The organism is Glycomyces algeriensis (assembly GCF_027622855.1).
Classification (GTDB): domain Bacteria; phylum Actinomycetota; class Actinomycetes; order Mycobacteriales; family Micromonosporaceae; genus Glycomyces; species Glycomyces algeriensis.
The window spans coordinates 166,977-188,250 of record NZ_JAPZVR010000004.1 but is presented as its reverse complement, the minus strand read 5'-3'; the positions used below and the strand labels follow the sequence as shown (position 1 = coordinate 188,250).

21 protein-coding genes and 2 pseudogenes are annotated in these 21,274 nt (G+C 70.3%); 8 read left to right on the top strand and 15 right to left on the bottom strand.

The annotated features are described in order from the left end of the window. Positions 1-20 precede the first annotated feature (20 nt). Positions 21-788: a hypothetical protein gene (locus tag O2L52_RS09475; RefSeq protein WP_270115129.1), complete on the top strand. Its 768-nt coding sequence runs from the start codon at positions 21-23 to the stop codon at positions 786-788. Between the two features lie 265 nt (positions 789-1,053). Then, positions 1,054-3,768, top strand: a complete 2,715-nt coding sequence (locus O2L52_RS09470) for a S8 family serine peptidase (protein ID WP_270115127.1) — start codon at positions 1,054-1,056, stop codon at positions 3,766-3,768. Between the two features lie 415 nt (positions 3,769-4,183). Here the strand turns inward: O2L52_RS09470 and O2L52_RS09465 are convergent, their stop codons facing one another. From O2L52_RS09465 to O2L52_RS09440, 6 genes are all read right to left on the bottom strand, one after another. Further along, a complete protein-coding gene (locus O2L52_RS09465; protein WP_270115126.1) occupies positions 4,184-4,564 on the bottom strand; it encodes a hypothetical protein in 381 nt (126 codons plus the stop codon). After that, on the bottom strand, positions 4,561-4,839 hold the full coding sequence (locus O2L52_RS09460; protein WP_270115125.1) for a YbaB/EbfC family nucleoid-associated protein: 279 nt from the start codon (positions 4,837-4,839) through the stop codon (positions 4,561-4,563). Before O2L52_RS09460 ends, O2L52_RS09465 begins: the two co-directional genes overlap by 4 nt. 61 nt (positions 4,840-4,900) lie before the next feature. After that, positions 4,901-6,097: a hypothetical protein gene (locus O2L52_RS09455; RefSeq protein WP_270115124.1), complete on the bottom strand. Its 1,197-nt coding sequence runs from the start codon at positions 6,095-6,097 to the stop codon at positions 4,901-4,903. After that, complete coding sequence (locus O2L52_RS09450; RefSeq protein ID WP_270115123.1) at positions 6,097-7,320, bottom strand: hypothetical protein; 1,224 nt, start codon at positions 7,318-7,320, stop codon at positions 6,097-6,099. The genes O2L52_RS09455 and O2L52_RS09450 overlap by 1 nt, the downstream gene beginning before the upstream one ends. 63 nt (positions 7,321-7,383) lie before the next feature. Beyond that, positions 7,384-8,970 carry an N-acyl-D-amino-acid deacylase family protein gene (locus tag O2L52_RS09445; protein WP_270115396.1) on the bottom strand — a complete coding sequence of 529 codons (1,587 nt, stop codon included), beginning with the start codon at positions 8,968-8,970 and terminating at the stop codon, positions 7,384-7,386. A 39-nt stretch (positions 8,971-9,009) separates the two neighbouring features. Continuing rightward, positions 9,010-9,417, bottom strand: a complete 408-nt coding sequence (locus tag O2L52_RS09440) for a RidA family protein (protein ID WP_270115122.1) — start codon at positions 9,415-9,417, stop codon at positions 9,010-9,012. Between the two features lie 36 nt (positions 9,418-9,453). Here O2L52_RS09440 and O2L52_RS09435 point away from each other — a divergent pair, with 36 nt between their 5' ends. Then, complete coding sequence (locus O2L52_RS09435; RefSeq protein WP_270115121.1) at positions 9,454-10,677, top strand: type III PLP-dependent enzyme domain-containing protein; 1,224 nt, start codon at positions 9,454-9,456, stop codon at positions 10,675-10,677. Between the two features lie 19 nt (positions 10,678-10,696). Here O2L52_RS09435 and O2L52_RS09430 read toward each other — a convergent pair whose 3' ends face one another. Beyond that, positions 10,697-11,104: a (deoxy)nucleoside triphosphate pyrophosphohydrolase gene (locus O2L52_RS09430; protein ID WP_270115119.1), complete on the bottom strand. Its 408-nt coding sequence runs from the start codon at positions 11,102-11,104 to the stop codon at positions 10,697-10,699. Positions 11,105-11,531: 427 nt separating this feature from the next. On the opposite strand from O2L52_RS09430, the gene O2L52_RS09425 reads away from it, so the two are divergent. Further along, complete coding sequence (locus O2L52_RS09425) at positions 11,532-11,888, top strand: hypothetical protein (RefSeq protein ID WP_270115118.1); 357 nt, start codon at positions 11,532-11,534, stop codon at positions 11,886-11,888. Positions 11,889-12,019: 131 nt separating this feature from the next. Here O2L52_RS09425 and O2L52_RS09420 read toward each other — a convergent pair whose 3' ends face one another. The 5 genes from O2L52_RS09420 to O2L52_RS09400 form a co-directional block, all read right to left on the bottom strand. Then, complete coding sequence (locus tag O2L52_RS09420; RefSeq protein WP_270115116.1) at positions 12,020-12,817, bottom strand: SDR family NAD(P)-dependent oxidoreductase; 798 nt, start codon at positions 12,815-12,817, stop codon at positions 12,020-12,022. A gap of 77 nt (positions 12,818-12,894) precedes the next feature. Continuing rightward, positions 12,895-13,155, bottom strand: a complete 261-nt coding sequence (locus O2L52_RS09415; RefSeq protein WP_270115115.1) for a hypothetical protein — start codon at positions 13,153-13,155, stop codon at positions 12,895-12,897. 14 nt (positions 13,156-13,169) lie between these two features. Further along, a complete protein-coding gene (locus tag O2L52_RS09410; RefSeq protein ID WP_270115114.1) occupies positions 13,170-13,406 on the bottom strand; it encodes a hypothetical protein in 237 nt (78 codons plus the stop codon). 75 nt (positions 13,407-13,481) lie between these two features. Beyond that, complete coding sequence (ychF, locus tag O2L52_RS09405; protein ID WP_270115113.1) at positions 13,482-14,555, bottom strand: redox-regulated ATPase YchF; 1,074 nt, start codon at positions 14,553-14,555, stop codon at positions 13,482-13,484. 127 nt (positions 14,556-14,682) lie between these two features. Next, complete coding sequence (locus O2L52_RS09400; protein ID WP_270115112.1) at positions 14,683-15,105, bottom strand: hypothetical protein; 423 nt, start codon at positions 15,103-15,105, stop codon at positions 14,683-14,685. Between the two features lie 126 nt (positions 15,106-15,231). Between O2L52_RS09400 and O2L52_RS09395 the strand changes: the two genes are divergently transcribed. The 3 genes and pseudogenes from O2L52_RS09395 to O2L52_RS09385 all read left to right on the top strand — a co-directional run. After that, on the top strand, positions 15,232-15,798 hold the full coding sequence (locus O2L52_RS09395; protein ID WP_270115111.1) for a TetR/AcrR family transcriptional regulator: 567 nt from the start codon (positions 15,232-15,234) through the stop codon (positions 15,796-15,798). 52 nt (positions 15,799-15,850) lie between these two features. Continuing rightward, positions 15,851-16,300, top strand: a complete 450-nt coding sequence (locus tag O2L52_RS09390) for a MarR family winged helix-turn-helix transcriptional regulator (RefSeq protein ID WP_270115110.1) — start codon at positions 15,851-15,853, stop codon at positions 16,298-16,300. Positions 16,301-16,312: 12 nt separating this feature from the next. Continuing rightward, positions 16,313-16,639: pseudogene (locus tag O2L52_RS09385) on the top strand (Ohr family peroxiredoxin); the annotation flags it as partial. A 121-nt stretch (positions 16,640-16,760) separates the two neighbouring features. Here the strand turns inward: O2L52_RS09385 and O2L52_RS09380 are convergent. The 3 genes and pseudogenes from O2L52_RS09380 to O2L52_RS09370 form a co-directional block, all read right to left on the bottom strand. Further along, positions 16,761-17,504, bottom strand: a pseudogene (locus O2L52_RS09380) (succinate dehydrogenase/fumarate reductase iron-sulfur subunit); the annotation flags it as partial. Further along, positions 17,501-19,402, bottom strand: coding sequence for a fumarate reductase/succinate dehydrogenase flavoprotein subunit (locus O2L52_RS09375; RefSeq protein ID WP_270115107.1), 1,902 nt, complete (start codon positions 19,400-19,402; stop codon positions 17,501-17,503). The gene O2L52_RS09375 and the pseudogene O2L52_RS09380, both read right to left, overlap by 4 nt. A gap of 14 nt (positions 19,403-19,416) precedes the next feature. Next, a complete protein-coding gene (locus tag O2L52_RS09370) occupies positions 19,417-20,220 on the bottom strand; it encodes a hypothetical protein (RefSeq protein WP_270115106.1) in 804 nt (267 codons plus the stop codon). A gap of 150 nt (positions 20,221-20,370) precedes the next feature. Between O2L52_RS09370 and mshB the strand changes: the two genes are divergently transcribed. Continuing rightward, positions 20,371-21,261: an N-acetyl-1-D-myo-inositol-2-amino-2-deoxy-alpha-D-glucopyranoside deacetylase gene (gene mshB, locus O2L52_RS09365; RefSeq protein WP_373897045.1), complete on the top strand. Its 891-nt coding sequence runs from the start codon at positions 20,371-20,373 to the stop codon at positions 21,259-21,261. Positions 21,262-21,274 lie beyond the last annotated feature (13 nt).

Genomic DNA, 21,274 nt, shown 5'->3' with positions numbered 1-21,274 from the left:
ACCACGGGTACAGTCGGTACATGGAGCTGTGGTTGACCCTGCTGGTGGTCGCGGTACTCGTCATCTTCTTCGTGGTGCAATCCAATAAGAAGCGGGCGCAGGCAGAACTCGCCGACGCCGAAGCCGAGGCCCGGCGCCTCTACGAGCGCCTCGGCGGCCAGACCATGAACCTCGTCGCCCCCGGCGACAACCTCCCCGCAGGCCAGGCCCTCGCCGACGCCGGCGAGCGCTACACCGCCGCGGGCTCCCAACTCGAATCGGCGCGCACGATCAACCAGTACCGGCTCGTCGCCGAGACCTCCATCGAAGGCCTGCTCTACGTGCGGGCCGCCCGCACCGCGATGGACATCGACCCCGGCCCCGAGGTCCCCTCGCTGGTCGGCAAGCGCCGCACCGGCGCGCTCACCGAACCGGTCAGCGCCGAAGTCGAGGGCCGCACCTACACCGGCTCGCCGGACCCCAGCGACGAGAACCGCCACTACTACCCGGGCGGCCGCGTCGACGGCCGTCCCGTGCCCGCGGGCTGGTACAACACGCCGTGGTGGCAGCCCGCGCTGGCGGGTGCGGCGGGCGTGTTCGTCGGCATGATGGTGTTCGACGCGATGATCGCCCCCGCTTACGCGATGGGCGCGGTCGAGGGCGCCGACAGCGGCTCCGGCGGCGATTCTGGTGGCGACGGCGGCGATGCCGGTTCGGACGGCGGCGGGGACGCGGGCGGCGACGCCGGCGGCGGCGGCGATTTCGGTGGCGGGGACTTCGGCGGCGGTGGCGATTTCGGCGGGTTCTAGCACCTCCTGACCAGGCTTTACCGGCCCCGGACCGCTGTGCGGTCCGGGGCTTTTTCGTGCCCTGCAACAGGCTCGGCGAATATTTTCCTGTGCCTAAAACGTGACGGATGCAACCGTCCCGGTCCTTCGGGGCGTACCGATTTTGGGGTCGCCAATGTGGAGCTACCCCAGCGAATCTGTCCATAGTCACCAATTTCCCGCCTCTCGGAGACCACCCCCGGTCTCGCGGCCGGCACCGCGGGGCCACCCCCAGCAAGGAGAGTCCGTGACAGTTGCACAGCGGCGTTCACGCCGCATCCTCGCCGCCGCCTTCGCCGGCGCGCTCGTCCCGGCCGCGGTCGCCACCGGCGCCGCCGCCCAGGAATCGGAGACCGAGGTCCTCATCGAGGAGAAGGTCGCCCCCGAACTGCTCGAGGAGATCGACGACCAGGGCGACGCGGAGCTGTGGCTCCTCTTCGCCGGCTCGCCCGACTACAGCACCGCGCTCGCCGCGGACACCAAGGAGGCCAAGGGCACCGCTGCCGTCGAGGCCGCCAAGGAGTACGCCGAGACCTCGCAGGCGGGCGTGATCGCCGCACTCGACGAGGCCGGCGCCGACTACGAGTCCTATTGGGGCGCTTCCACGGTGAAGGTGGTCGGCGACGCCGACCTGCTCGCCGAGCTGGTCGCGTTCGACGAGGTCGAGGCGGTCGTGGCCGCCCCCGACTACTCGATGATCGAGCCGATCGCCCCCGACGACAAGCCCGAGAACGACTTCCAGACCTGGGACGCCGTCAAAGAGGCGGCCGTGGAGTGGGGTGTCGAGGACGTGGGCGCGCCCGACGTGTGGGAGCAGGGCTTCACCGGCGAGGGCATCGTCGTGGCCAGCATCGACTCCGGCGTGCAGTACGACCACCCGGCGCTCGTGGACAAGTACCGCGGCAACAACGGCGACGGGTCCTTCACGCACGACTACAACTTCTACGACATCCAGGACGTCTGCCCGGGCGACGCGCCCTGCGACGACGACGGCCACGGCACCCACACGATGGGCACCATGGTCGGCTCCGAGGGGATCGGCGTCGCGCCCGGCGCGGAGTGGATCGCCGTCAACGGCTGCTGCCCCAGCATCGAGACGCTGATCCTGGCCGGGCAGTGGCTCGCCGCCCCCACCGACTCGGAGGGTCGCAACCCCGACCCGCTGAAGGCCCCGCACGTGGTCAACAACTCGTGGGGCTCGACCATCCCGGGCTACGACCCGATCTACGCCGAGGTCGTGGACCTGTGGCACGCCTCGGGCATCATCCCGGTGTTCGCGGCGGGCAACAACGGCCCGGCGTGCCTGACGATGAGCACCCCGGGCGTGTACGAGAACGTGATCGCCGTGGGCGCCTACGACGAGGCCCACGAGATCGCCGACTTCTCCTCGCGCGGACACGGCCTGAACGGGGTCCTGAAACCGGACCTCTCGGCCCCGGGCGTGAACATCCGCTCCTCCCTCCCGGGCGACGAGTACGGCCTCGGCGACGGGACCTCAATGGCCACACCGCATGTGGTGGGCACGATCGCACTGCTCATGTCGGCCTCGCCGACGCTGGAAGGCGATTACGAGGCGGTCTACGAGACCCTCACGGGCACTGCCGTCGACACCGCCGACAGCCAGTGCACGGGCGACAAGGAGGCCAACAACGTCTACGGGCACGGCCGCGTCAACGTCGAGGACGCCGTCGACGAAGCGCCCACGGGCAAGTTCGGGGCGCTCTCGGGCCAGGTCACCGACCAGGACGGCGAACCCGTCGCGGGCGTCCGGCTCGTGTTCGAGGGCGCGGTGGTCCGCGAGGCCACCACGAACGCCGACGGCGCTTACGAGTTCACGCGCATCCCGGCCGGGCGCTACCACGTGACGGCCTCGAAGTTCCTGTACGGCACCGTCACCGGGTCCGTGCGGATCAAGAACAACGGCGAGGCCGTCTTCGACGCCGAGCTCGAGAAGGAGGCGACGGAGGTCGTCGAGGGCACCGTGGTCGACGGCGGCGGACACGGGTGGGCGCTCGACGCGACCGTGTCGACCGCGGGCGACGAGGCGGTCGCGCAGACCGACCCGTTCACCGGCGCGTTCAGCCTGGAGGTCCCGGCCGAGGGCGAATGGCCCCTCACCGTCGAGTCCGCCTACCCCGGTTATGAAGTGGTCCAAGTCGATCCGGCCGACGCGGCCCTGGTCGAAGTGCCGGTCCTGCCCGGATGCCTGGCGCCCGGCTACGGTTCCGACGTGCTCGACGAGGGCTTCGAGTCGAGGGCGCTGCCCGCCGGCTGGGAGGTCGTGGACCGCGGCGAGACCGCCGGGTGGGTCTTCGACGACCCGTTCGAGTACGGCAACCAGACGCCGGGCTCGGGCGGCTTCGCGGAGGCGAACTCCGATGCGGCCGACCCGGACCACCAGGTCGACACCGACCTGATCACCCCGGCGTTCGACCTGAGCGCGGCCGAGGACCCGACCCTGTCGTTCGCGAGCTTCTTCGTGGACGGCCTGATCGGCTCCGAAGCGGAGGTGCTCCTCTCGGTCGACGGCGGAGCGACCTGGGAGCAGGTCTGGTACTCCAATGAGGACCTGGAGGCCACGGTCGAATCGGTCGACCTCGCGGCCTGGGCCGACCAGACCGCCGTGCAGCTGAAGTTCCACTTCAACGACAACGACACGTGGGCCTACTGGTGGATGCTCGACAACGTCCGCATCGGCTGCGGCGAACTCGAGGGCGGCCTCGTGCGCGGCACCGTGACCGACGCGGCCACAGGCGACCCGATCGAGGGCGCGGTCATCACCGACCCCGCCACCGGCAGGGCCGCCACGACCGGCGCGGACGGCGCGTACGTCCTCTTCACCGACGCCGGACCGGCGAGCCTCGAAGCGGGCCTTGACGGTTGGGTCACCGGCACCGCCGAGACCGAAGTGGAGGCCGACGCCGTGGTCGCCGCCGACTTCGAGCTGGAGGCCGACGCCTGACCCGAGTGAGCGGCAAGGGGGGCTCCCGTCGAACGACGGGAGCCCCTTCGCTTGCGTTCCAAGACCATTCGCGCGGTGATCCGATCGGGCGCCCGGCATGGCCGGACCCGGCTATCGTGGGCGTCGCCGCTCAGCCCCTCGCCATGCCGCTGCTCGCCACGCTGCGAAGCAGCCGTCGTTCAACCGCCGAGTCTCGATGCCGCTCGGCCGCGTCACCGACATGAAGTACGCGTCGTCGACGACCGCGGTCTTCTTCGCCGGCTCCTCCTCGCCCTCGTCGTTCTCGAGGGTGTCGTCGACGATAGTGTCGCGCCGGCGGTGCTTCGTGCAGTGCTGCTCGACTTCAGGCCTGCATCAGCCCCTGCGGCCACGGTCCCCGGCCCCGCCCGGTGGTTCGCCGGACCGGGAGCCGGGGTCAGGACCTCGGTCCGCCGCCCTTCGGCGCGTACTGCGCCATGATCGCGTCGATGTCGAACTTGTCGCCGATCATCCGGCGGGCCATCTCGGCCTGCCGCTGCGTGTGCTCCATGCGGGCCTGGGCGATCAAGGCCACCATGGCGTACCCGAGCGTCTGGCGGCCGCGCATGGCCGCCTCGTTGATGCCGATCTCGTCCACAATGCCGTTCGCGTCCAGCTTGACGCGGAGGAGGCCGTCCTCGGAGTGGACCTCGACGCCGCCGCCGAGCTCGGCGTCCATGTCCTGGAACCGTCGGACGGTGGCCTCCGCCTGCGCCTTCAGCTGCTCGAACTCGGCCATGATCTCCTGCGGTGTGGGCCGCCTGGCGTTGTCGCTCATCGGTTCGCCTCCCGTTCGGCCTCGAAGACGTCGCTCATGAGGCCGCGGACGCGCGCGGCGAGCTCGCGGTCGGCGGCCGACGTGGCGGTCTTGACCGCGGCGGCGGTGACCTCGCCGAGTTCGACGCCGCTGAGCTCGAACGCGCTGAGCCGCAGGTCGATCTGCTTGACTTCGCCGGCGGGGCCGGCGACGACGCGCACGGCGCCGTCCGGGGACACCGCTTCGGCCGTCAACTCGGCCGCCATTCGCTGGACTTCAGCGATCCTGTGGTGCATGTCGCCTTGCATTGGACGACGCTCCTTCCGTTGTGCGTGGGCCTCCGCGGCGGGTCACCGCTCAGCCCCAGTACTCAAGGCGCTTGGCGGGGTCGCCCATCCATTCGCCTTGGAACGCTTCGGGTTCGAAGTAGAGGAGGCTCTCCTCCGCCGCGATGCGGCCGTCCTCGCCCCGATGGGTGAAGACGTGCGCCCGGGCGCGGGCCGCCGTCGCCTCGCCGGCGCGGACCTCGATCGCGATCCGCTCGCTCACCCGGGCGGTGCCGCCCGTCGGGCCGGCGACCGCGATCTCGACCGTATGCGGACCGGGCTGCAGCGGGTACCACCAGTTGCCCCAGGTGGCGGGCTGCTCGTGCCCGTCGATGCGGACGCGCGGGGCGTCGACCCGCAGGCTCGCGAGTTCGGTGTCACGCCCGGTCACCCCGTCGCCGTCCTTCCACAAGTGGCGGTGAGCCCTGGTGCGGAGCAGCAGAGCGCCCTGGCCGGGCGCGAACTCGGGGAGCGCTTCGGGGCGTTCGCCGAGGAGCGCGGGCCGGTCGGCGAGTGCCGGTCCGTCCCACGGGTAGTGGGCGACGGGCGGCTGTCCGGGCCGCTCCCGCTCGGCCATGACCGCCGTGATCCGGGCGCGTTCGCGCCGGCGCCACGGCACGAACGGGACCAGGGCCGCGCCGATGACCGCGACCGCGATCACGGTGGCCCGGCTGGCGGTCTCGCCCCAGCTGAAGAGGTTCACCGTCGCCAGCGGCAGGCCGCACAGGATGAAGACGGCCACCGCCCACTGGTACAGGTGCACCGGCGACGCGGGCGGCATCGCGTCCACGACCTCCGGTCCGAATCGGACGGTGGCCCGGTCGGCCTCCTCCCGCCACACCAGTGTGGACGTCCGGCGTCCGGTGATCTCGACGACGACCGGGCTGGCGGCGGCCCCTCCCTGCACGTCCACGACGTGCCGTCCGGTCGGGAGGACCACGAAGACGGTGCCGTCGCCGATCGCCACGGGCTCCCCGTCCACGGCGGCGACCGGCATGGTCGCGGCCGCGTCCAGGGTCAGCCGGAGCACGCCCGCGTCGTCGTCGAGGACGACCGGTTCGGTCAGGGACGCCGGGAACCGCGAGGCCACCGCTTCGATCGCGCCGTCGCGGTGGAGCAGGGGCTTCGACCGCAGGAGCCGACCCCGAAGGTCCTTGTAATTGCCCGCGCTGCGCCGGTAGGAGAGCGCGAGGTCCTTCGGGATCGCCTTGCGGTCGAAGCCGGGCACTACTTGCCCCCGGCCACTTTGATGTCCTCGGAGGCCTGGATGTCCGCGTCCTCGTAGGCCGCCGCGACCTCGTTGAACCGCTGCGCGTTGCCCTCGAGGGCGGGCGAGATGAGGGCGACGTCCTCGGAGAGCTGGACCCGCTGCTCGTTGTAGCCTTCGACCCAGCCCTGGCAGGCGAGGCCCCAGGTCATGAAGTCGGTCTCGGTGTCGTTGTTGACGGCGGCGGACAGCGAGTCAGCGTTGGTCTTCAGGCGGCTCAGCTCGGTCGCGCCGACCTTGAACTCCTCGGGGTCCACGTCGATGTACGCCGCCATGCCCGCGGAGGGGTTCTTCGAGGCGGGGCCGGGGAGGCCCTTGCCGGGGACGCCGGTGCCCTGGATGCCGCCGGCCCAGTTCGAGACCACGCCGCCGGCCCACTGGAGCATTTCGGCCGAGGACTGGAGGAACGTCGAGCGGAGCACCTCGCCGCCGATGTGCGCGAGCTGGCTGCCGGTGAACTGGGCGATCGACACGCGCAGGCACATGGCGGCGGTGTCGACGGCGGTCTGGCGGGTGGCCCACATCAGGAACGTCATGATGGAGCCGCCTGCGGACGCCCACGAGGACGCGAGCGCGATGAGGCCGTAGATGATGCACTGCTCGACGAGCGCGGAGAGCAGGGCCTTGATGAGCTCGTAGATGGCCTTGGCCAGCATCTGGGCCATGCCGATGTGCGATTCGACCTGCGAGATCGCCGAGGCGACGCCGGCGATCGCGGCGGCCATGCCGCTGACCTTGTCCTTGGCGGCGTCGGTGGTCGGCGACACAGAGGTCGCGAGCGCGGACTCCCACGCCGTGTCGACCTCTTCGCGCAGGACGACGAGGGCGTCCTTGCACTGGCGCCACCGCTCCTGGAGGTCGCCCATCGCGTCGGGGTCGCCGGAAAGCCAGGTGAGGAGCTTGTTCGCGGGTTCGAAGAGGTTCAGGACGAAGTCGAGGCCGACGTTGACGAGCATGCCGAGGGGGTTCTTGAACGCGCCGAAGGCCTCGAGGCCGAGGCTCGCGATGTCCGCGCCGACGGTGGCGGCCGCGTTGCTGAAGGTCACCTCGTCGGACTCGATCGCGTCCTCGATGACCTTCTTGCTGTTCAGGAACTGCTTGACCCCGGGGATGGAGTTGCCGACCTTCTCCGCAGTGGTGTCGCCCGGCATTTCGTCATTGGTGATGTCTGAGTCGTCGGCCATGCGGCTCTCCGGTGTACTTCGAGGGAACAGTTCGCGAACTGAAGATAACCGACGACCACAAGTTCAGTGCCGGGCGCCGCCGCGTCGGAGGGCGCGGCCGGCGCGGGCTCCGGTCCGGTTGCCGCCCTCGATCGCGACCTGTCCGTTCACCAGCACCCAGGGGATGCCGGCGGCCTGCCGGCGGGGGTCGTCGAAGGTCGCCTTCGCGTCCACCGTCTCTGGATCGAAGAGGACCAGGTCGGCCGCGTGGCCTTCTTTGACCAGGCCCCGGTCGGTCAGGCCCAAGACTGCCGCGGGGCGGCCGCTCAGGTGCGCCACGCATTCCTCGACGGAGAACAGGCCGAGCTCGCGCGTGTAGTGGCCGAGGTAGCGGGCGAACGAGCCCCAGGCGCGCGGGTGGATCTTGTCGCCCGCGAGCACGCCGTCGGTCGATCCGGTGTGGACGCCGTGGCGCATGATCGCGCGGACGTTCTCCTCGTTGCCCACGTGCATGAGGCAGGCGGTCCCGAACTCGTCGCGCTCGATGAGGTCGAGGAAGAACGCCGAAGCGGGCCGGTCCCCGGCGGCCTCGCTCACCCGGAGGCCGACCAGGTCGCGCAGTTCGGGGTCCGCGACCCCGGCGATCTCGATCTTCGACCAGTCGACCGGGACGCCGTTGGCGCCGTCGGTGCCCTCGACGTCGAGCTCGCGGACGATCCGCGCCCGCAGCTCGTCGCTGCGGAGCCGCTCGGCCAGCGCCCCGTAGCCCCCGGCGACCGACCAGCTCGGCAGCAGGGCCGCGAGCATGGTCATGCCCGGCAGGTACGGGTACGTGTCGAGGCTGATCGGCAGGCCCTCGTCGAGCCCTTCGTCGACGAGTTTGAGGAGCTCGGCGGCCCGGCCCTCGTTGACGCCGTAGTTCAGGGTGGCGTGGGCGAGGTGCAGGGCGCAGGCCGCGCCGCGGCCGATTTCGATCATCTCGGCGTAGCCCTCCATCGCGCCCGCGCCGTAACTGCGCTGGTGGGGGCCGAAGTAGCCGCCGTACCCGGCGACCACTTTGCACAATTCGACCAGCTCATCGGTCTTGGCGTACATGCCGGGCGCGTAGCTGAGGCCGGCCGAGAGGCCGAACGCGCCCTCTTCCATGCCTTGGGCGACATGGGCTTTCATGACTTCGAGTTCGGCGGGCGTGGGCTCGCGGTTCTCCCAGCCCATGGCGAGCATGCGCACTGTTCCGTGGGGGACGAGGTAGGCGGCGTTAGCGGGGATGCCGTCTCGGTCGAGGCGGTCGAGGTAGTCGCCGACGGTGCGCCAGTCGTAGTCGACGTCGAGGCGGCCGTTCCATGCGGCGATGGCCTCCCACATCTGCGGGGCGGTCTCGTCGTCGACCGGCGCGTAGGAGAGGCCGTCCTGGCCGAGGACTTCGAGGGTGCAGCCTTGGCCGAGTTTGGCGAGGTGGTCGTGGTCGGTGAGGACGGCGAGCTCGGAGTGGGCGTGCATGTCGATGAACCCGGGGGCGAGGACGAGGCCGCCGGCGTCGATGACGCGGGCGCCGTCGATTCGGGCGGTGCCGATGGCCGCGATGCGGCCGTCCTTGATGCCGACTTCAGTGCGGAACCGGGGCGAACCGGTGCCGTCGGCGACTTCGGCTCCCCGGATCACGATGTCCATTGCGGCCACTCGGCGCCCTCCCTCGTTCGGCACGAAGCGTCAGTCTATGCAGGCCAGGGCGTCGATCTCCACCAGCATCTCGGCCCTCGGGAGGGTGCAGACGACGGTGGTCCGGGTCGGGAACGGCACGCCCGCGGGGGTCTTCTCGGTGAGGAACGCCTCGTAGACCTCGTTCATCGCGGCGAAGTCGGCGCGGTCGGCGAGGTACACGCGGAGGGTCATGACGTCGCCGATGGTGGCGCCGCCGGCTTCGAGGATCGCGGCGACGTTCTCCAGGGTGCGGCGGGTCTGGGCCCGTACGTCGCCGGGGTGGAGGTACGCGCCGGTGGCCGGATCGACGGGGCCCTGGCCGGAGACGGTGAGCAGCGGGCCCTTGCGGACGCCCTGCGGGAAGGCGTGGGCGGGGGCCGGGGCGGCGGCGGTGCGGATCGCGATCTTCTCGGTCATATAGTAAAGATACATTCCTATTAAGGGCGGTGAACCATGGACGAGACCCGGCTGCGCGGCCTCCACGACGACGTCCTCGACTGGCGCCACAAGGGCATTCCGGCCTCGGCTCACGGCCTGACGATCCGCGAGTGGATCGCTTCGGGGCCCCCCGCCCCCACCCTCCCCACCCCCGTTGTCACGCTCTCGGCGCAGGCGCTCGAGCACAACCTGCGCGCCATGGCCGCCTGGTGCGCTGAGCGGGGCCTTGCGCTCGCCCCTCACGGCAAGGCCACGATGGCCCCGCAGCTGTGGCGGCGCCAGCTCGATGCCGGCGCTGCCGCTATCACTGTCGCCAACCCCTTCCAGGCGGGTGTGGCTCACCGGTTCGGCGTGCCCCGCATCCTCATCGCCAACCAGATCGCCGATCCTGCCGCGGCCGTCCAACTAAGCGTATGGGCCGAGGAAGGGGCCCGCATGTGTCTTTTTTCCGATTCCGAGGTGCCGAAAGTCAGGGTTTCGGAAGCCGCGTCTACGACCATCGACGTACTCGTGGAGCTCGGCGCCGTGGGCGGGCGGGCCGGGGCGCGGAGCATCGAGGCCGCGCTCAAGGTCGCGGCCGGCCTCGAGGCCGCCCCGAATCTGCGGCTCGCGGGTGTCGCCGGATACGAGGGCGCGGTGGCCTCGGCGACCGGCGCGGCCGACCTGGCGGCCGTCGACGACTACCTCGGCGACCTCGCGACCCTGTTCGGGGCCTTGGACTTCGAGACCGACCGGCCCGTGGTCAGCGCCGGCGGCAGCGCCTACTTCGACCGCGTCGCCGTCGTGCTCGGCCCGCTCGCCCCCAGGGCCGAGGTGCTCCTGCGCTCGGGCTCCTACCTCGTCCACGACCACGGCTGCTACGCCCGCACGACCCCCGCGGCCCGCGGCGGCGACGGGCCGGAACTGCTCCCCGCGCTGCGAGGGCGGGCGACCGTCCTCTCCCGACCGGAGCCCGACCTGGCGATCCTCGACGCCGGCCGCCGCGACCTCCCGTTCGACCAGGACCTCCCGATACCCTTGGGCCACAATGGAAAAGGGGATTGGGATGCGGCCGCGGCGCAGTGCCCAGAGATCAGCGACCAGCACCTGTTCCTCACCGGCGCTGCGGGACTGGCCGTCGGCGACGTGGTCGAGCTCGGCCTCTCCCACCCCTGCACGGCATTCGACAAGTGGCGCCTCATCCCGGTCGTCGACGACGAGACCGGCCTGGTGGTCGACGCGGTGCACACCTTCTTCTAAGCGCGGCTGCTAGGTCGGCTCAGCAGAGCAGCTCCCGGAGGGCGTCGACCGCCGGGCGGTTGCCCGGGAGCCACGGCACGGAGTCGAGTTCGGCGGGGGCGAGCCAGCGCAGTTCGGCATGCTCCTCGGCGCGCGGTTCGCCCTCGGCGAGGTCCGCGAAGTAGACCCGCAGCAGGTAGCTGCCGTTGCCGGTCAGGAGGTCGCCGCCGACACGGTCGCCGACCTCGATCTCGACGCCGAGCTCCTCGCGGCATTCGCGCACCAGCGCCTCGGCCTCGGTCTCGCCGGGTTCGACCTTGCCGCCGGGGAACTCCCAGAGCCCGGCGAGTTCGGGCGGGTAGGCGCGGGCGGCGGCGAGGATGCGGTGCCCGGCGCGGATCGCGGCGCCCACGACGATCTTCGGGGACTCCTGACGCGGTTCGTTCACCGCAAGAGCTTATCGGCGGCGGCGTGTCGGCCAGGCTTCGCGGCTGTTGCCGGTTTGAGGGCGTTTCGTTATCGTTCACGCGTCAGATAACGAACTGTGATCACTAGTGAGCAACCTGTTGTTCATACGTTCGGTTGATGTGGCGTCGACCCTACGGTCAGGAATCGTGTCCACCAGCACAAAACCAGACAAGAACTGTCCCGCGGAGACCGCAATTACCGATTAATCCCATTTGCCGGTCTGGACAGAAACTGGGAGACGCGCAAGACTCGGTTCAGAAACGATAAAGATCCGGCGACAATTCAGACACGAAGCCCCCGTGTCCGTCGGAGCCGAATCAGACCACCTTACTGATCGGTCGCCGCCCTGCCCAGGCAGGGCACGGCTTTTGCCGGTCGCGGCCAGGACGAAATGGCGACGGTGCCATATGGGGAGAACGGAGCAAGACGACAACGTGCTGCTGGATGCACTGCGGGAGCTCAATGGTTGGGTAGCGGATGACGACGGCCGCTTGTCGCGGTCGCTGCCGCTCGACGATTCCCAGCACGCGGAGCTCGCCGAACACATCAAGATCTTCGCCGACACGCTCGGGGTCAGGCCCGACGTGTCGCGCACGGATGAAGCCACGCTCATCGTGCTCGCCAGCGAAGGCGGATTCAGTCTCACCGACGTGACCTTCGCCGGCCGCGTCGAGACCGCCTACATCACCATCGCCGGAGAGCTCGCCGCCCAGCAGGACCCGAGCTCCAAGGGCCGCTTCCGCTGGCTCAGACGCGGCGAATGACCCGAACCGCACGGCGGATCGCCGGGGACCCCACCTCCCCGCCGGTCCGCCGCTTCCGTGTCCGGGCACTCCACTGACGCAAATGGCGCGGCACGCTCTCGAGCGCGGCCGCGCCATGGCTTTTCGGCCCCTCAGGAGGGCGTCACGGCCTCCGGGTCGTGGCCCTGGGCCGAGCGGCCGCCGTCGACCGGCAGCACCGCGCCGCTGATGAAGGACGACTGCTCCGAGAGCAGGAACGCGACCGCGTCGGCGACCTCGGCCGCCTCGCCCGCCCGGCCGAGCGGATGCAGCTCCTGCATGGCCGCCTCGACCTGCGCGTACACGGCCGCCCCGGAGTCCTCCAGGGCGCGCAGCCGCTCGGTCGCTATCGACCCGAGGGCGAGCGCGTTCACCCGCACGCCCCACGGGCCGTAATCGACCGCCAGCGCCCGCGTGAGGCCCTCGATCGCGGCCTTGGCGGTCGCATAGGGCAGCGCGCCGCGCACGGCCCGCTGCGCCTGATGGGACGAGACGTTGACGATGCTCCCGGCGACGCCCTGGACGCGGAACGCGGCCACTGCGGCGGCCGACCCCGCCAGGCACGGCTGGAGGTTGCGCCGGACCAGCTCCGCGACGGCCGCGCCGCCCGCCTCGTGGAGCCAGGCGTCGCGGAACACCGCGGCGTTGTTGACCCAGCCGGTGAGCATGCCGAGCGACTCGGCCGCGGCGACGGCACGCGCGGCGACGGCGTCCTCGCCCGCGTCGCCCACGACCACCCAGGCCCGGCTCTCGCTGATCGCCTCGTCGAGCCACTCAAGGGCTTCGTCGCGTAGTTCCACGACGACGACCGCGCGGTCGTCGCCGAGGAGTCGTTCGACGATCGCCCTGCCGATGCCCTGCCCGCCGCCGGTCACGACCGCGACTTCCCGCTGCCTCGGCTCACGCTGCATGGCCCACCTCCAGGATCGAAGACGCCGCGACCGAACGTCGCGGCGTCAGATTCCTTAGTGCTCAAGGAAAGGCGTGTTTAAACCCTTACGTCGCCTAAGCTCTTGCCGAAGCGCTGGTAAGCGTTCTGTCTCGTGGTGTCGAGCGCGGCACCGATCACCGTCCAGGAGTCGCCGGCGTCACGGGCGGCCTGGACGGCTTCGCGCAGCTCGGCCTCAGCGGCGGCGATCCGCTTGCGCGCAGCGATGATGTTGCGGAAGTGGGTCGCGTCCCGAGCGGGCGATACGGCGGGGTCGAGCTGGTCGAGGCCCGTCGAATCGACGCGGTGCTTGGTAGTCATTTGGATCACCCTCCTCAGCGGAGATAGTCGTAGAATTTCGGACGGAGTCGGTCGGCATGGATGATGCGCGTGGGCTCGTCGGCGGGAACAGCGACCAGTTCGAGCAGGTTTCCCGACTCGTCTGCGCCGATGACGAGCAACCGCTCCTCACCGTCGTACTCGTACTCGACGGTGCGAAGCGCGTTCTCCCATGCGTGGATGATCGAGTGGTCAGCGATGTGGTGCTTGCGGGCTGACTGCCTTATCTCCACGGCTGTAAACCTAACATTTACGGGTGATTCTGTCAACCGAGAGTTTACAGAAGGCGATGATCGCCGCTGCGGTGCTCAGACGTTGAAGCGGAACTCGACCACGTCGCCGTCGGCCATGACGTAGTCCTTGCCCTCCATGCGGACCTTGCCGGCGGCCTTGGCGGCCTGCATGGTGCCGGCTTCCATGAGGTCGTCGTAGGAGACGATCTCGGCCTTGATGAAGCCGCGCTGGAAGTCGGTGTGGATCTCGCCGGCGGCCTCGGGGGCGGTCGCGCCGCGCGGGATCGTCCACGCCCGGGTCTCCTTCGGGCCCGCGGTCAGGTAGGTCTGGAGGCCCAGCGTGTGGAAGCCGACGCTCGCGAGGCGGTCCAGGCCCGGCTCGCTCTGGCCGGTGGACTCCAGCATCTCGCGCGCCTCGTCGGGCTCCAGGTCGACCAGTTCGGACTCGAACTTGGCGTCCAGGAGCACCGCGTCGGCGGGCGCGACCAGGGCGCGCAGCTTGGCGGCCAGCGCCTCGTCGCCGACCTGGCCCTCGTCGACGTTGAACACGTAGATGAACGGCTTGGCCGTCAGGAGGTGCAGGTCGTAGAGGTGCTCGGTGTCGAGGCCGGCGGCGAACACGGTCTTGCCGCCGTCGAGGACCTCCTGGGCCTGTTTGACCGCGGCCACCTTCGGGGCCTTGGTCTTGTCCATGCGCGCTTCCTTCTCGAGGCGCGGCAGGACGTTCTCGATGGTCTGGAGGTCCGCGAGGATCAGCTCGGTGTTGATGGTCTCGATGTCGTCGATCGGCGAGACGCGGCCGTCGACGTGGGTCACGTTGCCGTCCTCGAAGACCCGCACGACCTGCGCGATGGCCGAGCATTCGCGGATGTTGGACAGGAACTTGTTGCCCTTGCCCGCGCCTTCGGACGCGCCCTTGACCAGGCCCGCGATGTCGACGAACGTGACCGTGGCCGGGAGGATCTTCTCCGAGTCGTAGACCTCGGCCAGCTTCGGGAGCCGGGCGTCCGGGACGGCGACGACGCCGACGTTCGGCTCGATGGTCGCGAACGGGTAGTTCGCCGCGAGGATCTCCGAGCGGGTCAGCGCGTTGAACAGCGTGCTCTTGCCGACGTTGGGCAGGCCGACGATACCGATGCTGAGTTTCACGAGGATCAAGTCTAGGCGGGCCCGTGCCGCCGCTGCACGGCGCGCGCGAGGATGGAGTGGGGGCCCACGCCCCGGCCGGGGGCCGGGCGGCTGGTTCGGCTTCGCCGAGGCGCGGGACCCGGCTCGGTCAGGCGACCAGCAGGCCGATGCCGAGGGTCACGACGCCGAGTGCGAGGCTCGCGGCGCCGACGACGATCACGGCGACGGCCTTGTTCGGCGCGGTGCGGCCCGCCCCGGCCATGGCGGCGAAGAACCCGCCTGACATGAGGACGGCCGCCGCGGGGATCGCGACGCGGGCGGTCCAGCCCCAGAAGCCGTCGAGGCCGGTCGCGTCGGCGAGGATCAGGGCGACGAGGCTGAGGATGACGAGGACGCCGGCGTGGGCGTGCCCGGCGCGGGAGAAGGACTTCTGGAACTCGGTGAGCGGGACCTTGCCTGCGGCGATCTTGAGCAGGAACATGCCGCCGAACTCGATGGTGACGATGGTGAGCAGGCCGATCCCGGCGATGATGCGGGAGGCGTCGCTGAGGGCGAGAGTGGACTCGAACATCGGGGCTTCCAATCGTGAGTGGTGGTGGAACCCAACGTACGCCCCGGTCTTGACAGTGTCAAGTTAGCGGCCTAGGCGGCCGCAGTGGTGTTTGACACTGTCAAGATCCGCGCTACAGTGGCTCTCGTGACCGATCGCTACCACCACGGCGACCTGCGCCGGGCCCTCATCGACGCCGCCGTCGCGTCCATCGCCGAATCCGGGCCGAGCGCCCTGAGCCTGCGCGCCGTCGCCAAGCTCGCCGGCGTCTCGCACGCGGCTCCGGCCCACCACTTCGGCGACAAGGCCGGGCTCCTGACCGCCGTCGCGGCCGAGGGGTACGACCGGTTCGCGGACGCACTGGAACGCGCGTGGAAGGCGACCGGCGACTTCGTCGAGGTCGGCATCGCCTACGTGCGCTTCGCCATCGACAACAAGGCGTACTTCGAGACGATGTTCCGGCCTGAGCTGCTCCACGAGGACGACCCCGACCTGCAGCGCGCCGAGGCGCGCTCGAACGCGGCGCTGGTGCGCGGGGCGGGGGAGCAGCGGGCCGACGCCGAGTTCAACCCCGAGGCGCTCGGCGCCTGGTCGCTCGTGCACGGCTTCGCGGGCCTGCTCATGGGCGGCAACTTCCCGCCCGCGGTCGTCGCGGACCCCGAAGGCGCACTGCGCGAGATCGCCAAGCGCGTCCGCTTCGGCAAGCCGGAATAGATCACACACAACTTGATTGCGCACAACTAAGTTGTGCACTATCGTCGTGCTCATGGACAAGACACCCCGGCTCCGGGAGCAGGCCTGCTTCGCGCTGTACACCGCCTCGCGGGCGGTCATCGGCCTGTACCGGCCGATGCTCGACAAGCTCGGGCTGACCTACCCGCAGTTCCTGGTCCTCATGGCGCTGTGGGAGACCGACGGCCTCACCGTGACCGCCCTCGGCGACACGCTCCAGCTCGACTCCGGCACCGTCTCCCCGCTGCTCAAGCGGCTCGAGGCCGCCGGGTTCGTCGAGCGCCGCCGCGGGGACGGCTCCGGGGACGAGCGCCGCGTGACCGTCCACCTCACCGAGGCCGGGGCCGCGCTCGAGAGCCGCGGCTGCGAGGTCACCCAGGTGGTCGGCGGCGCCTCCGGGATGTCTTACGAGGACCTGGTCGCCTTGCGCGACAAGCTCACCGAGTTCACCGAGTCCATCCGCACCCGCGAGACCAACGACTGAGAAGGAGACACCATGAAGGCGCTCTACACTGCCCATGCCGTTTCGACCGGCGAAGGCCGCAACGGCCACGTCGCCGGCGGCGACGGGCTCATCGACTTCGACGTCCGCATGCCGCCCGAGCTCGGCGGCCCCGGCGGCGCCCCCAACCCCGAGCTGCTGTTCGCCGCGGGGTACGCGGCCTGCTTCCACAGCGCGCTCCAGAGCATCGCCCGCACGGCGAAGGTCGACCTCGGCGCGTCCGAGGTCCAGGCCAGCGTCGGCATCGGCAAGCTGGACGGCGGCGACGGCTTCGGCCTGAACGCCATCCTCGAGGTCTCCATCCCCGGCCAGCCCCGCAGTCGTGAACGCGGGTGAGCCCGGCGCTCGCCTTCAGAACGGACAGTCGCAGCGCCCCCGACGACGACCCTGACACGGGGGCCGGTGAACAAGGTCGCGCCTATTCGGCCTTCGCCGCCTTGTCCTTCCTGAAGATCTTGCGGCCCAGCCACACCAGCGGGTCGTAGCGGTCCCCGGCGACGCGCTCCTTCATCGGGATGATCGCGTTGTCGGTGATCTTGATGTGCTCGGGGCACACCTCGGTGCAGCACTTCGTGATGTTGCACAGGCCCAGGCCCTGGTCGTCCTGCGCCTGCTCGCGGCGGTCGGCGCGCGCGTCCAGCGGGTGCATGTCGAGCTCGGCGGCGCGGATGAACAGGCGCGGGCCCGAGAACGGCGGCTTGTTCTCCTCGTGGTCGCGCACCACATGGCAGGTGTTCTGGCACAGGAAGCACTCGATGCACTTGCGGAACTCCTGGCTGCGCTCCACGTCGACCTGCTGCATCCGGTACTCGCCCGGCTGCAGGCCCTCCGGCGGCGCGAACGCCGGCATGCTCCTGGCCTTCTCGTAGTTGAACGACACGTCCGTGACGAGGTCGCGCACCACCGGGAAGGTCCGCAGCGGCGTGATGGTCACCGTCTGGCCCTCCTCGAAGAGGTTCATGCGGGTCATGCACATCAGCCGCGGCATGCCGTTCACCTCGGCCGAGCACGAGCCGCACTTGCCGGCCTTGCAGTTCCACCGCACCGCGAGGTCGGGCGCCTGCTCGGCCTGGATGCGGTGCACCACGTCAAGGATCACCTCACCCTCGTTGACCGCGACGTCGAACTCGGCGAACTCGCCGCCGTCGGCGTCGCCCCGCCACACCCGGAAGGTCCTCTCGCTCATCGGCTTTCCTCCTCTGTCGGCGAGGACTGGTACTCCTCGGGGGTCATGTACTTCGAGAGCTCCGTCTGCTCGAACAGGCCCAGCAGCTCCGGCGTCATCGCCGGCACCGCCTTGCGCTCCAGGCGCACCGCGCCGTCCTCGAGCGAGGCCACCAGGTTCACCTTGCGCCACTGCGGGTCCATGCCCGGCGCGTCCTCGCGGGTGTGCCCGCCGCGCGACTCGTCGCGCTCCAGCGCGGCCATCGCGGTCGCGACCGAGCAGACGTACATGTTCCGCAGGTCCAGCGCCAGGTGCCAGCCGGGGTTGTAGGCCCGGCCGCCGATCGCGGTGACGTTCGCGATGCGCTCCTCCAGGGCCGCCAGTTCCGTCAGCGCCTCCTCCAGCTCGCCCGCGCGGCGGATGATCCCCACGAGGCGGCCATTGATCTGCTGCATCGCGTCCTGCAGTGCGTACGGGTTCTCGCCGTCGTTCCCGAAGGGCCGCAAGGCGTCCTCTACGGCCGCCGCGATCTCGGCCTCACTGAGCTTCGGCGATTCGGCCGCCGAGGCGTGCGCGGCGGCGTACTCGCCCGCGCGCTTGCCGAACACCAAAAGGTCCGAGAGGGAGTTCCCGCCGAGCCGGTTCGAGCCGTGCATGCCGCCCGAGACCTCCCCGGCCGCGAACAGGCCCGCCACCGCCGACGCGGTCGTGTCGGCGTCGACCTCGATGCCGCCCATGATGTAGTGGCAGGTCGGACCCACCTCCATCGGCGCCGCCGTGATGTCCACATCGGCCAGTTCCTTGAACTGGTGGTGCATCGACGGGAGCCGCTCCCGGATGTACTCGGCGCTGCGCCGGGACGCGATGTCCAGGTACACGCCGCCGTGCTCGGTCCCCCTGCCCGCCTTCACCTCCGCGTTGATCGCCCGCGCGACCTCGTCGCGCGGCAGCAGCTCAGGGGGACGGCGGTTGTGGTCGGGGTCGGTGTACCAGCGGTCGGCCTCGTCCGGGTTGTCGGCGTACTGCGCCTTGAACACCTCGGGGATGTAGCCGAACATGAACCGCTCGCCGTCGGAGTTCTTCAGGACCCCGCCGTCGCCGCGCACCGACTCGGTGACGAGGATGCCGCGAACCGAAGGGGGCCAGACCATCCCGGTCGGGTGGAACTGGATGAACTCCATGTTGATCAGCTTCGCCCCGGCCCGCAGGGCCAGCGCGTGGCCGTCGCCGGTGTACTCCCACGAGTTCGACGTGACCTTGAAGGACCGCCCGATCCCGCCCGTGGCGAGCACGATCGCGGGGGCCGCGATGGCCATGAACCGGCCCGTGCCGCGCCGGTACCCGAAGGCGCCCTTGACGGCGCCTCCCGCGGTGAACAGCTCGGTGATGGTGGTCTCGTCGATGACCTGGAGCCGGTCGCGGCTCTCGCCCGCCGCCTCGTCGTCCTGCTGGAGCGAGACGAGCTTCTGCTGGAGCGTGCGGATCAGCTCGAGCCCGGTGCGGTCGCCCACGTGCGCCAGGCGCGGGTACTCGTGGCCGCCGAAGTTGCGCTGGGAGATCCTGCCGTCGGCGGTCCGGTCGAACAGGGCCCCGTAGGTCTCGAGCTCCCAGATCCGGTCCGGCGCCTCCTGGGCGTGCAGCTCGGCCATCCGGTAGTTGTTGAGGAACTTGCCGCCGCGCATCGTGTCGCGGAAGTGGACCTGCCAGTTGTCGTTCGCGTTCACGTTCCCCATGGCGGCGGCCGCGCCGCCCTCGGCCATGACGGTGTGCGCCTTGCCGAACAGGGACTTGGAGATGACGATGACGCTCTTGCCCGCGAGCCGCGCCTCGACGGCGGCCCGCAGGCCCGCCCCGCCCGCGCCGATCACGAGGACGTCGCAGGAGAGGTGCTCGACCTCGTTGATGTCGTTGTCGCTCATATGCTTCGTTCCCCTCAACCGACGAATCGGAGGTCGGTGATCCAGCCGGCGGCGACGGCCATGACGTAGAAGTCCGTGAGCGCCAGGGACGCCAGGGTGATCCAGGCCCACATCATATGGCGGGCGTTCAGCGCGCTGGAGAACGTCCACAGGCGGTACCGGACCGGGTGCTTCGAGAAGTGCTTGAGCCGCCCGCCCATCACGTGGCGGCAGGAGTGACAGCCGAGGGTGTAGCACCACAGCAGCACCACGTTCGCCCACAGGATGACGTTCCCCAGGCCGAGGCCGAAGCCGTCGGGGGAGTGGAAGGCCAGGACCGCGTCCCAGGTGTTCACCAGGGAGATCGCGACCGCCACGTAGAAGAAGTACCGGTGGAAGTTCTGCAGCAGCAGCGGGAACCGCGTCTCGCCGGTGTAGCGCGGGTGCCCGTCCGGGACGGCGCACGCGGGCGGGGAGAGCCAGAACGACCGGTAGTAGGCCTTGCGGTAGTAGTAGCAGGTGAGCCGGAACGCCAGCAGGAACGGCAGGCTCAGCGCCGCGTAGGGGATGAGCGGGCTGTCGGGCAGGAACCGTCCGAAGTGGGCGGATTCGGGGACGCAGCCCTCGGAGACGCACGGGGAGTAGAACGGCGTCAGGTAGTGGTAGTCCGCGACCCAGTAGTCGCCTTGGTAGAAGACCCGGAACGTCGCGTATGCGACCCAGGCGGTAATGCCGAGCACCGTCAGGATCGGGCCCCGCCGCCAGTTGTCGATCCGGAGGTTCCGCGCGGCTATCGCGGCCCGGGGCGACGAGACGGCACTGTCTTCGGTCGTGGTCATCAGCGCAGGATATCCCTGAACCTGTGACGTAAGTCCATGGGGTACATCACAATCGCGAGCATTCTTCCGACTGGGACTGTAGATTGCGAAGTTTCATTTGAGTCCCTGTCATGTCTCCTGCGGCGCAAGTGAACCGAGTGCCGCCCCGCGCTGGCTAGGCTTGGCCGCATGAGCGCACGCGGCATCTTCTTCGTCCACGCCCACCCCGACGACGAGACCGTGGGCACCGGCGCCACCGTCGCCCACTACGCCGCCCGCCCCGACGCGCACGTCACCATCGTCACCTGCACCCTCGGCGAAGAGGGCGAAGTCCGCATCCCCCACCTCGCCGGGCTCGCCGCCGGTGAGGCCGACCAGCTCGGCGGCTACCGCTACTGGGAGTACCGCCAGGCCACCGCCGCACTCGGCGTCGAGGACACCCACTTCCTCGGCGGCGTCGCCCGCTACCGCGACTCCGGCATGATGGGCCTGCCCTCCAACCGCCACCCGCGCGCGTTCTGGGGCGCTGACGTCGACGAGGCCGCCGCCGACCTCGTGGCGCTCATCCGCGACCGCGCCCCCGAAGTCCTCGTTACCTACGACCCCGACGGCTTCTACGGCCACCCCGACCACATCCAGGCTCACCGCGTCGCCATGCGCGCCGCCGGACTCGCCGCCGACCCCGCCTGGCGGCCCGACCTCGGCCCCGCCCACGACATCCGCAAGGTCTACTGGACCACCATGCCCCGCAGCATCATCGAAGCCCAGTTCGAGGCCTTCACCGGCGCCACCGACAACCCCTTCGCCGACGCCGCCACCGTCGACGACCTCCCCTTCGGCGTCCCCGACGACCAGATCCACGCCTGCATCACCGGCGACACCGCCCGCAAGCGCGAGGCCATGGCCGCCTACGCCACCCAGATCGCCCCCGGCGACTGGCTCGACGTCCTCGGCGACAAGCTCGGCGACGACGCCCTCGGCGCCGAGCACTACCGCCTCGTCAAAGGCGAGCGGGGCCCCGGCGCGGGCGAATACGGCTGGGAAACCGACCTCCTGGCCTGACCTGGGATTCCGC